Source organism: Enterococcus larvae, assembly GCF_017830045.1.
In the GTDB taxonomy this organism is placed as follows: domain Bacteria; phylum Bacillota; class Bacilli; order Lactobacillales; family Enterococcaceae; genus Enterococcus_L; species Enterococcus_L larvae.
In genome coordinates this window covers 23,758-36,826 of record NZ_JAEDXU010000005.1, presented here as the reverse complement: position 1 = coordinate 36,826, position 13,069 = coordinate 23,758, and the positions used below count along the sequence as shown (strand labels likewise).

10 protein-coding genes are annotated in these 13,069 nt (G+C 40.8%); 7 read left to right on the top strand and 3 right to left on the bottom strand.

What is annotated here, in order from left to right; translation table 11 throughout:
- Positions 1–188: 188 nt before the first annotated feature.
- Both I6N96_RS10655 and I6N96_RS10650 read right to left on the bottom strand, forming a co-directional pair.
- The gene (locus tag I6N96_RS10655; protein ID WP_209557528.1) at positions 189–2,231 is read right to left on the bottom strand and encodes an oxidoreductase; all 2,043 of its coding nucleotides are present in this window, start codon (positions 2,229–2,231) and stop codon (positions 189–191) included.
- 212 nt (positions 2,232–2,443) lie between these two features.
- Positions 2,444–3,688: an MFS transporter gene (locus I6N96_RS10650; protein WP_347339080.1), complete on the bottom strand. Its 1,245-nt coding sequence runs from the start codon at positions 3,686–3,688 to the stop codon at positions 2,444–2,446.
- Between the two features lie 124 nt (positions 3,689–3,812).
- Here I6N96_RS10650 and I6N96_RS10645 point away from each other — a divergent pair, with 124 nt between their 5' ends.
- Complete coding sequence (locus I6N96_RS10645; RefSeq protein WP_209557526.1) at positions 3,813–4,715, top strand: LysR family transcriptional regulator; 903 nt, start codon at positions 3,813–3,815, stop codon at positions 4,713–4,715.
- Positions 4,716–4,904: 189 nt separating this feature from the next.
- Here the strand turns inward: I6N96_RS10645 and I6N96_RS10640 are convergent, their stop codons facing one another.
- Positions 4,905–6,962: a muramidase family protein gene (locus I6N96_RS10640; protein WP_209557525.1), complete on the bottom strand. Its 2,058-nt coding sequence runs from the start codon at positions 6,960–6,962 to the stop codon at positions 4,905–4,907.
- Between the two features lie 333 nt (positions 6,963–7,295).
- Between I6N96_RS10640 and I6N96_RS10635 the strand changes: the two genes are divergently transcribed.
- The 6 genes from I6N96_RS10635 (at position 7,296) to I6N96_RS10610 (ending at position 13,050) form a co-directional block, all read left to right on the top strand.
- Positions 7,296–7,955 (top strand): DUF1700 domain-containing protein, encoded by a 660-nt coding sequence (locus I6N96_RS10635; RefSeq protein WP_209557524.1) that lies wholly within the window; start codon positions 7,296–7,298, stop codon positions 7,953–7,955.
- 1 nt (position 7,956) lies between these two features.
- Entirely contained in the window at positions 7,957–9,000 is a 1,044-nt protein-coding gene (locus I6N96_RS10630) for a DUF4097 family beta strand repeat-containing protein (RefSeq protein WP_209557523.1), read from the top strand.
- A 235-nt stretch (positions 9,001–9,235) separates the two neighbouring features.
- Complete coding sequence (locus I6N96_RS10625) at positions 9,236–9,904, top strand: phosphatase PAP2 family protein (RefSeq protein WP_209557522.1); 669 nt, start codon at positions 9,236–9,238, stop codon at positions 9,902–9,904.
- Positions 9,901–10,869, top strand: coding sequence for a tRNA modification radical SAM protein MnmL/YtqA (mnmL, locus tag I6N96_RS10620; protein WP_209557521.1), 969 nt, complete (start codon positions 9,901–9,903; stop codon positions 10,867–10,869). The genes I6N96_RS10625 and mnmL overlap by 4 nt, the downstream gene beginning before the upstream one ends.
- Entirely contained in the window at positions 10,869–11,432 is a 564-nt protein-coding gene (gene mnmM / locus I6N96_RS10615; protein ID WP_209557520.1) for a tRNA 5-(aminomethyl)-2-thiouridylate-methyltransferase MnmM, read from the top strand. Before mnmL ends, mnmM begins: the two co-directional genes overlap by 1 nt.
- Positions 11,433–11,763: 331 nt before the next feature.
- A complete protein-coding gene (locus I6N96_RS10610; RefSeq protein WP_209557519.1) occupies positions 11,764–13,050 on the top strand; it encodes a PTS sugar transporter subunit IIC in 1,287 nt (428 codons plus the stop codon).
- Positions 13,051–13,069: the final 19 nt, after the last annotated feature.

Below are 13,069 nucleotides of genomic sequence, written 5' to 3'. Positions count from 1 at the left end.
CAGTTCCTCACTTTTATGTTTATTTTGATAGGATGTAGAAAAGCGGGATAGAAAAAGTTGTTTTAAGAAATTAATAGTGTATGTACATGAAGATTATCTCTCCATGCACATACATTGGCTTTCCAATCAACGCAACTTATCTCTTCAGGCAAGCAGCCTGTCGCTTTTTTCAATCCTTGATTCCTTGTTTATGCTTCTTTTATCGTTGAGAATACTGCTTTTTGTGTAAGGTCGTATTCAACCTTTTCGATTGTTTTGAGGATATCTCTTGCTTCTTTTGTTCCTTCGATGATTCGTCGAGCAATTTTACTGTCTCCGATATTTACCAACTCTGCATCATTCAATCGTGCATACTGTCTTAACTCATCCATCAATGGTGCTTCGGCTTTCATTCCCAGACAGACAAATCCCAAATCGAAGAACAACTCTTTCTCTTCACCAGTCGGCAATTCGACTTTGAAATGGTCAGCATTTACCTGCATCAATTTAGTAGAAGTGTATACATTCACGTCATAGTCTCGGACAATTTCCATCATGCTCAGTTTAGTGATCAAATCCAAATCCTTCGCAAGCTCAGGCTGCATCTCTACGATACTAACGGCTTTTGCACCACGTTCAGCGTAGTATTCCACCATATCAAGACCGACTGCGCCGCCGCCGATAACCACAACTTCTTTGCCTTCAAATTCATTGAATTTCGCCATATCACCAAGTACATCAAAGATGGAAAAGACTTTTCTGTTTTCTTCTGCAAGAACTTCATGCAAGCCATTGATTGGCGGTAATAAGGGTTTTGCTCCACTGGCATTGACAATGATGTCTACATCCTTGCCTGCCAAATCAGCCATCGTAAAGGTATGATTCAAATGAATCGTTAAGTTATCCAATTCCTCACAGCGATTTTTTAAATAGGTAATAAAATCGTTGATTCTATTTTTATCAGGTAAGCGGGAAATCTCCTGGCCCAAGCCTCCTAGATAACCTTTTTGCTCATACAAATCAACTGAAACGCCAACCTCTGCAGCAGTAGCAGCAGCTTCCAGTCCTGCCGTTCCGCCGCCGATAACAACCATTTTCAACGGCTGCTTGACTTGATGCTCCTTGTATTCATCTTCATAATAAAGATCTGGGTTCACTGTACAACGAATCGGACGTGATTTGTTGATTCGATGATCCGCACAGCCGATATTACATGAAATACATTTTCTCAATAAATGCTCTTGATTGTTTTCCACCTTGTTGACCCAATTAGGCTCAGCAATCAAGCCTCTTCCCATAGCCAACAGATCTGCTTCGCCGTTTTCCAAGATTTCTACTGCTCGCTTAGGGCCGCGAATATTTCCGGAAGTCACGATTACTTTCTCTGGATAGCGTTCTTTTACCGCCTTCGCCATGTATGAACGCCAGCCGTCCTCTAGGTTCATTTTATCGATTTGATATTGCAGATTGTCATTCAAAGCAGATGACACATTCAGAATATCGACTTCCTCTGCAAAATATTTAAGAATGTCGATTGAATCATCCAGTGTATTCCCACCTGCCAACAATTCATCTGCACTGAATCGTAAAGATATCGGGAAGAATGGGCCTACTGCTTTACGAACAGCTTCTATTACAAGTGTCGTGAAGCGTGCACGGTTTTCTGCAGAACCACCAAACTGATCGGTTCTCTTATTGTATAAAGGAGATAAGAATTGGCTCAACAGATACGAATGTCCCGCATGGATTTCTACACAGTCAAAGCCAGCTCGCTGTGCACGAGAAGCCGCTTCTCCATATCGATCAACGATTCCGTAAATCTCTCCTTCTGTCAGAGGTCGGGGTGTCGGATTACCAGTTTTACTTGGAACATCTGACGCTGAAACCGCCTGCTGTCCATTCAAACGCAAGCCATAGGCTGAAGCTCCTGCATGGTTGATCTGAACAGAAGTTGACGCACCATAGGCATGCATCACTTCATTGAATTTCCACAAACCTGGAATATATTGATCGTTGTCGATTCTAAGTTGAGAGGTTCCATTTGTCCCCATCGGATAATCGAAACAGACATTTTCTAAAGTAATCAAGCCGGTACCACCCTTGGCTCTTTGTTCATAATAAGAGAGATGCTCCTTATTGAAGGTTCCATCCATATTCGCAAAGTTTGTACCCATCGGAGGCATAATCACTCGGTTTTTCAGCGTCATTCGTCTGATTGTCAATGGTTCAAAAATCGCTTGGTAGTTATTCATGATTATCCTTCTTTCTTCAAATTAATTATTTCACAATCTAGTCAAATACAGTTTAATACATCCATTCAATAAAAACTAATACTTTATTTAATCAATATTGATAAATAATTTCTATCAATGAAACAAAAATAAAAGTGTGGGACAATAATCTGTTCCCACACTTTTTGATTCCATAAATCCGATTTGAAGAAATAATCCACTTGGGATTTTCTCTATTTATCCAGTTGCAACACACTGCTGTCCTTCACTATCGTTTTATAGCGGAATGCGATGACGATTGTTGCCATCAAGCCAATTAACGTTAAGCTGGCATTATACCAAAAGACAGTTCGAATATCTGATTCCGCCATTATTCCAGTTATGTAAGGGGTGATCATCACTGAAACAGAAGTTGCCAGTGAATAAAGACTGGTAATGCGCCCCTTTCTCTGAGGAAAGAACTCCAAAATCAGCGCCAGACCTAACTGCCAAATCCCTCCTGCAGCAAATATTCCCACGCATAAGGAAGCAATCACTAAGCCTATGAAGGTCGGCTGTAATATCATATAAATCAAAGAAACCGCAGTGATCCCTGTGCAAACAACCATCAAACCAGTCACACTGGCACCCTTTTTAACAATCATCGAAGTCAAAAAGACGGACACAAATGACCCTATACTAAAGACACTGACAAAAATCAGGCTATCCTGCTGACTAACAATGTTCATCTGCTCCCCAAATTTAGGAATCCATAGAATAAAGATGTTGAACATTGATACAGAGACAAAAGAAAAAACAAGCAGCGCAATACCATCAATCTTAAATTTTACTCCTTCCGGACCCTTGATTTCTGTCTCTACAGTCTCATTTTTGACAGTTGTCAAAGGTGGAAAAGGCTGCTTTCTCAAAACCAGTAAATTGGCAAATAGGCAGACAATACATAAGATGAACGGCCAGCCATAATATAAATTTTCAGTAATGATTATTCTTGTCAGGAACGGCAGAATGAACTGTCCCAGCGAAATAAACGCCTTGTTTAACACACTGAGTGAGCTATTGTCCTTCTCACTTGGATAGGCCTCTACCAGTGTCGGATACGTGCTGGTATCCAGAAATGCATTACTGAAACCGCCAAACATCGCCAAAATAGCAGCGATTTGATAATTAGGGCTCAGAAGAATACCGGAAAAGAAGATGAAGTAGGAAACGATTGCGATAATCACTGTTTTCTTCCTGCCATATTTATCAGAAAAATAGCCTGAAAAATAAAGACTGACGATCCGTCCCAAACCAATAGCACTCATAACCAGCGTCACCTGTGTTGTCGATGCCTGCCACTGCATTTTTAGTGCATCCATATTCTGAGATAGGATGATCGCTGCCATCCCCTGAAAAATATAATTGAAGTATAAACTACAGATCAACGGGAAATACCGATTTTTTCTGCCTGTTTTTTTTGAGATTGTGATGTTTTTCACTTTAATACCTACTTTCAGACGCTGTAACTTTACACTAGAATACCTCATTGGAAAAAGAAATACCAATGCTTTTTTTATTCGTATATGATAAAATTCATTTATCATTTCAAAGGAGACGATAAATATGAATTTTCGACACTTGGAATATTTTGTCAAATTAGCCGAAAATGAACATATGAGACTTACCGCTGAACAGTTGAATACCTCACAGCCCAATTTGAGTCATGCGATTTCTGTTTTAGAAAAAGAGCTGGGTGTAGAGCTGTTTGAAAAAAAAGGACGAAACATCTATTTAACAAGATATGGAAAAATATTCTATGATTATGTATCATCTGGTCTCTATCAGCTTTATTCTGGTAAGCAAATGCTGCAGGAAATAGCCAGTCCCGAAAATGGACAGATTCAATTAGGCTTTATCTATACAATGGGCTCTTCTTTGACACCTCTATTAGCAAAGAAATTTTTAGCCCTTAGTGGAAATGAACATATTCGATTCAGCTTTTCTCAAGGAAATTCCAGCGACATTCTTCAACAGCTGAAATCTGATGACATCGACATAGCGATCTGTTCAAAAATCGATGACGATCCTGACATTCAATTCGATATTCTGACAGAACAGAAAATCATTGTTGTCGTGCCGAATACTCATCCTCTCAGCTTTGAGAATACTGTTACCCTTGAAGAGCTTGCCGAATATGCTTTTGTCTATTACAACAAAGAGAGTGGACTACGACCATACATAGATGAAATCCTTCATGATAAGAGTATCCAGCCTGTCGTTACCTGTGAAGTTGAAGAAGACCACAGTATGTTGGGCTTTGTCGGCTGTGATTACGGTGTTGCGATCATGCCGGATATCCCTTCGATTTCTGCCTATCCGGTGAAAAAGCTGATGATCTCTGATAAAATCCCTTCCAGATATATCTATGTAGCTACCAAAAAGAACAAGAAAAAAACACCTGCCGTACAAAAATTCTATGATTACTGCTTAGAACAGAGCCTCACAATCAAAGATACCTTGAACTAAAAATCAGTACTATTTCAGATTATTTCTATTTTCTTCTATAATAAACGCTATCAGATATTCAACGCACAAAGTATCTAGCCAAAGAAATAAAAGCTGCTTCTATTTCTTTATAGAATCAATATAGATAAATATAAGCCAACACGACAAGGGGTACTCCTTATCGTGTCGGCTCTTTTTTAGTAAAATAATTTACGCAACTTTCAACTGCTGTCCGATGAATATAACATCACCAGATAGGCTGTTTAACTGTTTCAGCTGTTGAATTGATGTCGAGTACTGAATTGCCAGTCCCCACAACGTATCTCCGCTTTTTACAGTATGTGTTTTTCCACTTGTATTGTTTGTGGATGAACCGCCGCCGGTGCTGCTGGAAGAGCCGCTGCCCTTCTTCACAATCAAGCGTTGTCCCGGATGAATGATATCTCCACTGATATTGTTCCAGCTGCGAAGATTGGCGATACTCACACCATTCGCACTGGAAATTGCCCATAGGCTGTCACCGGATTTCACTGTGTAGTACGAATCCGTTGTACTTGTTGAGCCGCCTGATGAACTGCTGCCTCCTGAGGACGAGCTGCCGCCAGCGCTTCCCGTAGAACCAGAGCTGCTGCCCTTCTTCACGATCAAGCGTTGCCCCGGATGAATGATATCTCCACTGATATTGTTCCAGCTGCGAAGATTGGCGATACTCACGCCATTTGCACTGGAAATTGCCCATAGGCTATCACCGGATTTCACTGTGTAATACGTGTCTGTTGTACCTGTTGAACCACCAGTGCTGCCGCCTGAAGATGAGCCTCCTGTGCTTCCCCCTGTACTGCCGCCGGATGATCCACTACCCTTCTTCACGATCAAGCGTTGTCCCGGATGAATGATATCTCCACTAATATTGTTCCAGCTGCGAAGATTCGCAATACTCACACCATTTGCATTGGCAATTGCCCACAGGCTATCGCCGGACTTCACTGTGTAGTACGTATCTGTTGTACCTGTTGAACCACCAGTGCTGCCGCCTGAAGACGAGCCTCCTGTGCTTCCTCCTGTACTGCCGCCGGATGACCCACTGCCTTTTTTCACAATCAGCCGTTGACCAATGTAAATCGTATCGCCGGAAAGATTGTTCCAGCTTCTGATATTCGCAATTGTTGTACCATATCTACTTGCAAGTGCCCATAAGCTATCACCTGAAACGACCGTATGGATCGTATCATTTGTGCTGCTGCCTGTTGAGCCGCCTGTATTCCCGCCTTCATTTCCGCCAGTGCTGCCGCCATTATTCCCGCCAGTCGATGGTGTATCATACTGTGTCAGATTATTAGCCACAATCAATGAATTCAGTTTTGTACCATAATTAGGGTCTGTTGCGTAACGGCCTGTCAACCATGCTGTTGCATCTGCATATGAATTCGTGTTGCTCTTCCATGTACCGGAATAGAAATATACGCCGGATTGGAAAGAGGTATTTCTTAATACATAAGCATTATCATAGAATGATTCTGTATAAGAAGGATACTTTCGGAAAGCAGCATTGACGATGACATTTTCGCCGTTGATTACTTCCCATGTGTTCATATACACGCTTTGACCATTATAAGAGCCTTTGATACCGAATAAATTGTAATATGGCGCCCGTGATAATGAGCTTGCCCCAGATCCGCTTTCAAGAATTGCCTGTGCAATCATTACAGATGCATACAGGTCATTAGCTGCTGCTACGGTTTGCGCCTGTCCTGCAATACTGGCAATAAATGAAGAAGTACTGACTGCACTTCTTGCCGATGCATCAAGTACGTTGATTCCTGCAATAGACTCTACTGTCGTCGGAATGTCTTCAGTAGAAGTAGTGTCATCTGCAACATCTTCAGCAGGTGTAGTCTCTGTGGTTTCCTGTCCTGTTTCCCCAGTACCCCATTCGGTTTCTGAAGAATCTGTGGTTTCGTCGGTTTGTCCAGTTTCATCGGATGTACTTGACTCTTCTGTTGAAGTCAAGCCTTCGTTGCTGTTCTCCTGTGTATTGGCTGTCCCCTCCTGCAATTGCTCTGAATATGTATCGACAGTTGGGGTGATTTCAGCGCTGACTGCGCCACCCTCGGTAGCCTCAACAATGAGTGAGCTCAACACAGTTGAACCTGCGATAGATGAGACAGCTAAAGCTGAACTGAATACAGTGGTTCCCTTTTTCAAATGCTCTGAAGCCTTCTGATATTGCTCTGCTTTTCTTCTTTCTTTACGTGATCGCTTTTCCATTATTAAGTCCTCCGTATGTTAATAAAAGCATAAAATTGCTCAATAATAAGTATACCTCTTTTCAATATAAAATTAAAGATATATCATAAGATAACACTTATTATTAATTTTATATATTATTAACATTTAAATATAAAATTCCTCCTATTTGTCTTATCTAAATCTAATAATTTGAACAGCAAATTCCTTCTAAAATTCCCTCTAAGACTTTAGACCGATTCGCCTCTTTACCTTAGACTGATTTTACCCAAAACCCCTTGTTATTCCCTCAATAAAAATTTATAGTGTACATGAGAGAAAGACAACAGTACGAATAGAAATGAGGGAATAAAAATGAATAAAGAGCACTTTTTGATTGAACTTAAAATATACCTAAAACCCCTTTCCTATCAACAACAGGCTGCCATACTGGATAAATACGAAGAAATATTCGATGAGCGTGCAGCAACAGGAGAGACAGAAGAACAGATTGCCAAAAGCTTGGGGAAACCACGTGCGATCGCTGAAGAGATCCTTCAAGAATTTGATATCGATGTTCCAGACAAACGTCTAACTAGAGATGGCTGGCAGGAGATTTCTTCTTCACAGGCACATGATGACTACGATCAATATGAAAATGAACATCCTTATGAGTTTGATGATGACTATTACTATAAGAGGAGACCACAAAGTCCCGGTATGCGGGCATTGAAAATATGCGGATTGCTGGCATTCGATTTCCTATTTATGTTCTGGATGTTTTTTGCATTTGCCGCTGTTGTATTTTCACTTTGGCTGGCGACAATCATCTTCGTCCTGTCACCAATCTTAGGTACTTACTCATTGATTGTCGGCTTTAACGATGCTGGTATGTTCCAATTATTCTTTAGCATCTTCCTATGCGGAGCAGGTATCATCGGTACCATGATCCTATTGCCGTTGACCAGATTATTCTTTTCATCTGTGAAACGCTATATCGGCTGGCATGGCGTTGTGTTTGGAGGGAGAGCTTAAAATGAAAAAAGTGACGATATTCTTTTTGATTATCGGTGTACTGACTATGGCTGTCGGCGGGGTCGGCAGTGCGGTCTTCTATCAAAGAGCGCAGTCTTCTATGGTAGAAAACATCGAAGAAAACTATACGATCAAGAATAAAGAAAAAATCAAAAAAATGAACCTGAATCTTTCAGGAAATGCTGACTATGTCATTCAGGGAACAACTGGAAATGACATTTCAATGGACGCACGAAGCAGTGTCACTGAACCACTAAAAGGCTCACTGGATGTTGAAGAATCCAGCGATACATTGACTGTTTCAGTTAACGGTAAACAGGGCAATGGCAGCCTTGGAGAATTTCGATTTGGTTTCCATTTTGAGAATTCACAAATTGTTCTGATGGTGCCAAACGACATTGATGTCATAACAGTCAACGATGAAGCTTCCGGGTATATCAATCTTTCCGATTTTTCTAATGAAGAATTTACCATGAATATCAAGAACTCAGATATTTCTGTCAGCTCTATTTCCACAGATAAAATGAGCGTTACTGGAAGCAGCAGCGATATCAACTTCTGGGGAGATTCAAAAGTAGAAGAATTAAGTCTGAAAACTGAGTACGGCAGCATCACTCTTAATGATTTTGTTGCTAATACAATTGATTTATCTACTTCTTCAGGAGACATCTATCTGTCAGAAGTGAAGAGTGTTACGTCAAAAATCAGTTCAAAAAACGGCGAGATTTCCATCAATAATCTACGCGGAGAGGCAGATATTTCAGGTAGTAACGGATCGATTTATCTATCCGGCGAGGAATTCCCAGACAAGTTAAATGCAACAATGGAGCATGGCGATATCGAGCTCTCTGTCTACGGAGAACTTAAGAACCTGTCAATTGATGCAGAAAGCGACTTAGGTGATATAACGATTTTTGGAGAAGAAACAGATTCTTATTCTATCGGTAATGGCAAAACAGAATTTGAACTAAAAACAAAAACTGGTGATATCAACGTTTATGGTGATTATTATTATGATAATGAAGACTATGATGACGAAGAATAACATTAGATAAAATTAGAAAAATGATAAAAGGTTGAGATAAGCACATCTCAGCCTTTTTGTTTTATAATATTTACACTCATTTTTTTATTTTTCTACACCAGATTTATGTTACTTCAGCTTCTTCATTAACATTTCATTAAACGGCAAACGCTCTGGTTTTTCTAACCTCCTCCTTGAGGTATACTAGTTAAGATACGCAAAAAGACAGTGATTTAATTTGAAAGGACGCTTAATAATGAAACACAAAACCTACTACCGAACAGCAGGTATCTGCTTTCTTCTCGTATTTATTATCCTGGGGACTATAGTAAAGCTTGCACCGGATCAATTGAATGGCTTTGATCAGACGATTACAGCATTCATTCGTACCCCTTATCCTACTCTCAATCAATTCACCATTTGGTACACGAAGCTTGCCAATCCAATGACCGTCGCAGCTCTTACTGCAATTGCTGCCGGCTTGATGGCTTTGAAAAAATATTACACAGAGGCACTCTGGCTTGTGATAAACGTTGGCTTTACAGCTGGTGTCCTCAATTCGCTGATCAAGCTCTTTTTCATGAGAGAACGACCAACGCTAGAGCATCTAGTCGTTGAACACAGCTATAGCTTTCCAAGCGGCCATTCAACAGGCAGTGTTCTGCTTTATGGTACAATCATTATACTGTTGCCGCTATTTATCAAGAAAAAGCCGCTTACTCGTCTATTACAGCTGCTCCTTGGTGTCGGCATTCTATTTATCGGAATCAGCAGAATTTATTTAGGTGTTCATTTCCCAAGTGATATCCTTGGCGGCTTCTGTTTTGGTCTATCGTGGCTGCTGATCACTTATCCAATTTACTTAAAATTCCGACATAGCAAACAGTCAAAATACAAGCATTCAAAGAAAGAAGAATCTCAATGAACCCATTTCCTTATACAGACGATTCAAATAAACGTTACCATACTTGGAATTATGCACTTAGAGAACAGTTCGGCGGGAAAATATTTAAAGTTCCTGTAGACGGCGGCTTCGATTGCCCCAATAGAGATGGTACAGTTGCCAAAGGCGGATGTACATTTTGCAGCGTCTCAGGCTCTGGAGATATGATCGTTGCACCTCACGATCCGTTACCGGTACAGTTTCAAAAAGAAATCCAAATGATGCATGGTAAGTGGCCAAACGTAGAACAATACATTGTCTACTTCCAGAATTTTACCAATACTCATGCGCCTGTTGAAGTGATTCGTCACCGTTTTGAGCAAGTGGTCAATGAGAAAGGTGTTGTCGGTTTAGCGATCGGCACCCGTCCCGACTGCCTCCCTGATGAGGTTGTAGATTACCTTGCTGAATTGAACGAGCGTTACTACCTCTGGGTGGAGCTGGGCTTGCAGACAACCTACGAAGAAACCAGCTCAACAATCAATCGTGCCCATGACTATCAGACATATCTTGATGGTGTAGCTAAGCTTAGAAAACATAATATTCGTGTTTGTACCCATCTGATCAATGGACTGCCTGGTGAAAGCATGGAAATGATGCGGGAAAATGTCCGCAGAACAATCCTTGATTCCGATATTCAAGGAATTAAGCTCCATCTACTTCATCTGATGACAAATACAAAAATGATGCGGGACTACAACGAAGGACGCTTACAGTTGATGACACGTGACGAGTATGTGTCTGTTATCTGTGATCAGCTGGAAATGATCCCTCCTGAAATCATTATTCATCGCCTAACAGGAGATGCTCCTTACGATTCATTGATTGGTCCAATGTGGAGCCTGAAAAAATGGGAAGTCTTGAATGCGATTGATAACGAGCTAAAAAAACGGGACAGCTATCAAGGGAAAAACAATGTTCGAATAGATAAGAAGGTGCTTGTATAATGCTGCAGACTGCACTTCATTTCAGTCACACCCTCTTGCGGGAAATCATTCAACCGGGAGATCATGTGATCGATGCCACGATGGGCAACGGCAATGATACAGCATTTTTGGCAGAGCTTGTTGGAAAAAGCGGGAAAGTCTACGCCTTTGATGTTCAAGAAAGCGCACTTCAAAATACCGCACAACGATTACAGGAAAAAAATCTATCTGAACAATCACTGCTTTTCCATCAAGGACATGAGACCATTGACTCAGTGATTCCAGCGGAAATCTCTGTCAAAGCAGCTGTTTTCAACCTAGGCTATCTTCCGAAAAGCGATAAAGAAATCATTACGAAGCCTGATACCACTAAATCAGCTATAGAAGCAATTTTAACTCGTTTAGCTATCAAAGGACGCATCATTCTTGTCGTATACTATGGACACGAGGGTGGCGAACAGGAATTAACGATGGTCAAAAGCTACTGTGAAGCACTACCACAAAAGCAGTACAATGTTCTTAGCTATCAGTTCGTCAATCAAGCAAATCAGCCGCCGATCCTCTACTGTATCGAGAAAAAATAGCGAGAACCATAAAAAAACGCAAAAGAGGCTGTGACAGAAGTGTTTACCTGCAATCAATAAGACGGAATGAACTAAAATTGTTCTATAAATTTTAGCGGAGGTTCGGTTTATTGTCGTAGGAGCTGCTTCTCTCCCGCCATTTATTCATGTTTAGGACGTAAAAGAGTGTAGGAACAGATTATTGTTCTACATTCTTTTTTTATCAAATATTTTCTCCAACTAATTTTAATGTGTAAATTAGTTTAAGCTCATATTACTTTCCTTATGAATTTTATTGGACTATAATTATTATTGGATTTGTTTAATCCAATAATAATTAGGAGGGACAACTATGAATAAGTTTGTGGAGTTTATGGAAAAACGCTTCATTCCTGTTGCATCAAAAATTGGTGCACAACGCCATTTAGTCGCGATTCGTGACTCATTTATGGTCAGTATGCCATTAATGATTCTGGGTGCATTAGCAGTTATGATCAATAACCTGCCGATTCCCGGTTTTCAGGAATTGATGAATTCGATTTTTGGCGGAGAATCCTGGAAAGGCTTCGGTGGTGCTGCGTGGAACGGAACATTTGCTATTCTTTCTGTACTGATTGCATTTTTACTCGCTTATAATTTAGCAAACCACTACCGTAAAGACGGCGCAGCTGCCGGAGTTATTTCATTAGGTTCATTCTTTGCCTTAGGCGGCGCTACAGGAATGAGTTCTACAGGATTGTTTATCGCAATCATCGTTGGGATTATTTCAACTGAGATCTATATTCGCTTAGCTGATAATCCAAAATTGATCATCAAAATGCCGGAGGGTGTACCACCTGCAGTAGCGAAAGCCTTCGCTTCTTTACTGCCTGCTATGATCACCATCTCACTGTTTGCCTTGGTTGCTGCAATTTTTGCCGGCTTCGGCGTAACAGACATTGTTGGATCATTCTACACATTAGTTCAAGAGCCATTCATGGGCTTGGCTAATTCTTATCCATCAGCATTGCTGTTGGCTTTCATTGCACCATTCTTATGGTTCTTCGGTTTACACGGTGCCAACATGATTGATCCGCTGATGCAGACAATCAATGCACCTGCTATCGAAGCAAACGTTAAAGCTATTTCTGCTGGTCAGGACGCACCATTTATCGTTAACAAACCTTTCTTTGACAGCTTTGTCAACTTGGGAGGAACGGGTGCTACAATTGGTTTGCTGATTGCAATCTACTTAGTAGGACGTAAAAGCAAAACAAACATGATCATTGCCAACCTGTCTATCGGACCTGGTATCTTCAACATCAATGAACCTGTTTTGTTCGGTTTACCAATCGTGTTGAACCCAATCATGTTTATTCCATTTATCTTGACACCAATGGTTCTAGTAACTGTCGCTTACTTCGCAACAAGTCTGGGACTTGTTCCAGTAGCAACCGTTATGCCGCCATGGGTGACACCACCGATCATCGGCGGTGCTTTAGCAACAAGTAGTATTTCCGGCGGTGTTCTAGCTGCTGTCAACGTAGCACTTTCAGTTCTTATCTACATGCCATTCGTTAAAATTTCTGTTATGCAGGAAGACAAACGAATCGCAGAAGAAGAACAAGCTGAAGCGCAAGCACAAACACAAGATGCATAAAAAAATCCCTTGCCTGAAA

What these genes read in the sequence shown, in the direction of transcription:
- I6N96_RS10655 (WP_209557528.1), bottom strand. Translation starts at nt 2,231, where the DNA reads ATGAATAACTACCAAGCGATTTTTGAACCATTGACAATCAGACGAATG.
- I6N96_RS10645 (WP_209557526.1), top strand. Translation starts at nt 3,813, where the DNA reads ATGAATTTTCGACACTTGGAATATTTTGTCAAATTAGCCGAAAATGAA.
- I6N96_RS10640 (WP_209557525.1), bottom strand. Translation starts at nt 6,962, where the DNA reads ATGGAAAAGCGATCACGTAAAGAAAGAAGAAAAGCAGAGCAATATCAG.
- I6N96_RS10635 (WP_209557524.1), top strand. Translation starts at nt 7,296, where the DNA reads ATGAATAAAGAGCACTTTTTGATTGAACTTAAAATATACCTAAAACCC.
- I6N96_RS10630 (WP_209557523.1), top strand. Translation starts at nt 7,957, where the DNA reads ATGAAAAAAGTGACGATATTCTTTTTGATTATCGGTGTACTGACTATG.
- I6N96_RS10625 (WP_209557522.1), top strand. Translation starts at nt 9,236, where the DNA reads ATGAAACACAAAACCTACTACCGAACAGCAGGTATCTGCTTTCTTCTC.
- mnmL (WP_209557521.1), top strand. Translation starts at nt 9,901, where the DNA reads ATGAACCCATTTCCTTATACAGACGATTCAAATAAACGTTACCATACT.
- mnmM (WP_209557520.1), top strand. Translation starts at nt 10,869, where the DNA reads ATGCTGCAGACTGCACTTCATTTCAGTCACACCCTCTTGCGGGAAATC.
- I6N96_RS10610 (WP_209557519.1), top strand. Translation starts at nt 11,764, where the DNA reads ATGAATAAGTTTGTGGAGTTTATGGAAAAACGCTTCATTCCTGTTGCA.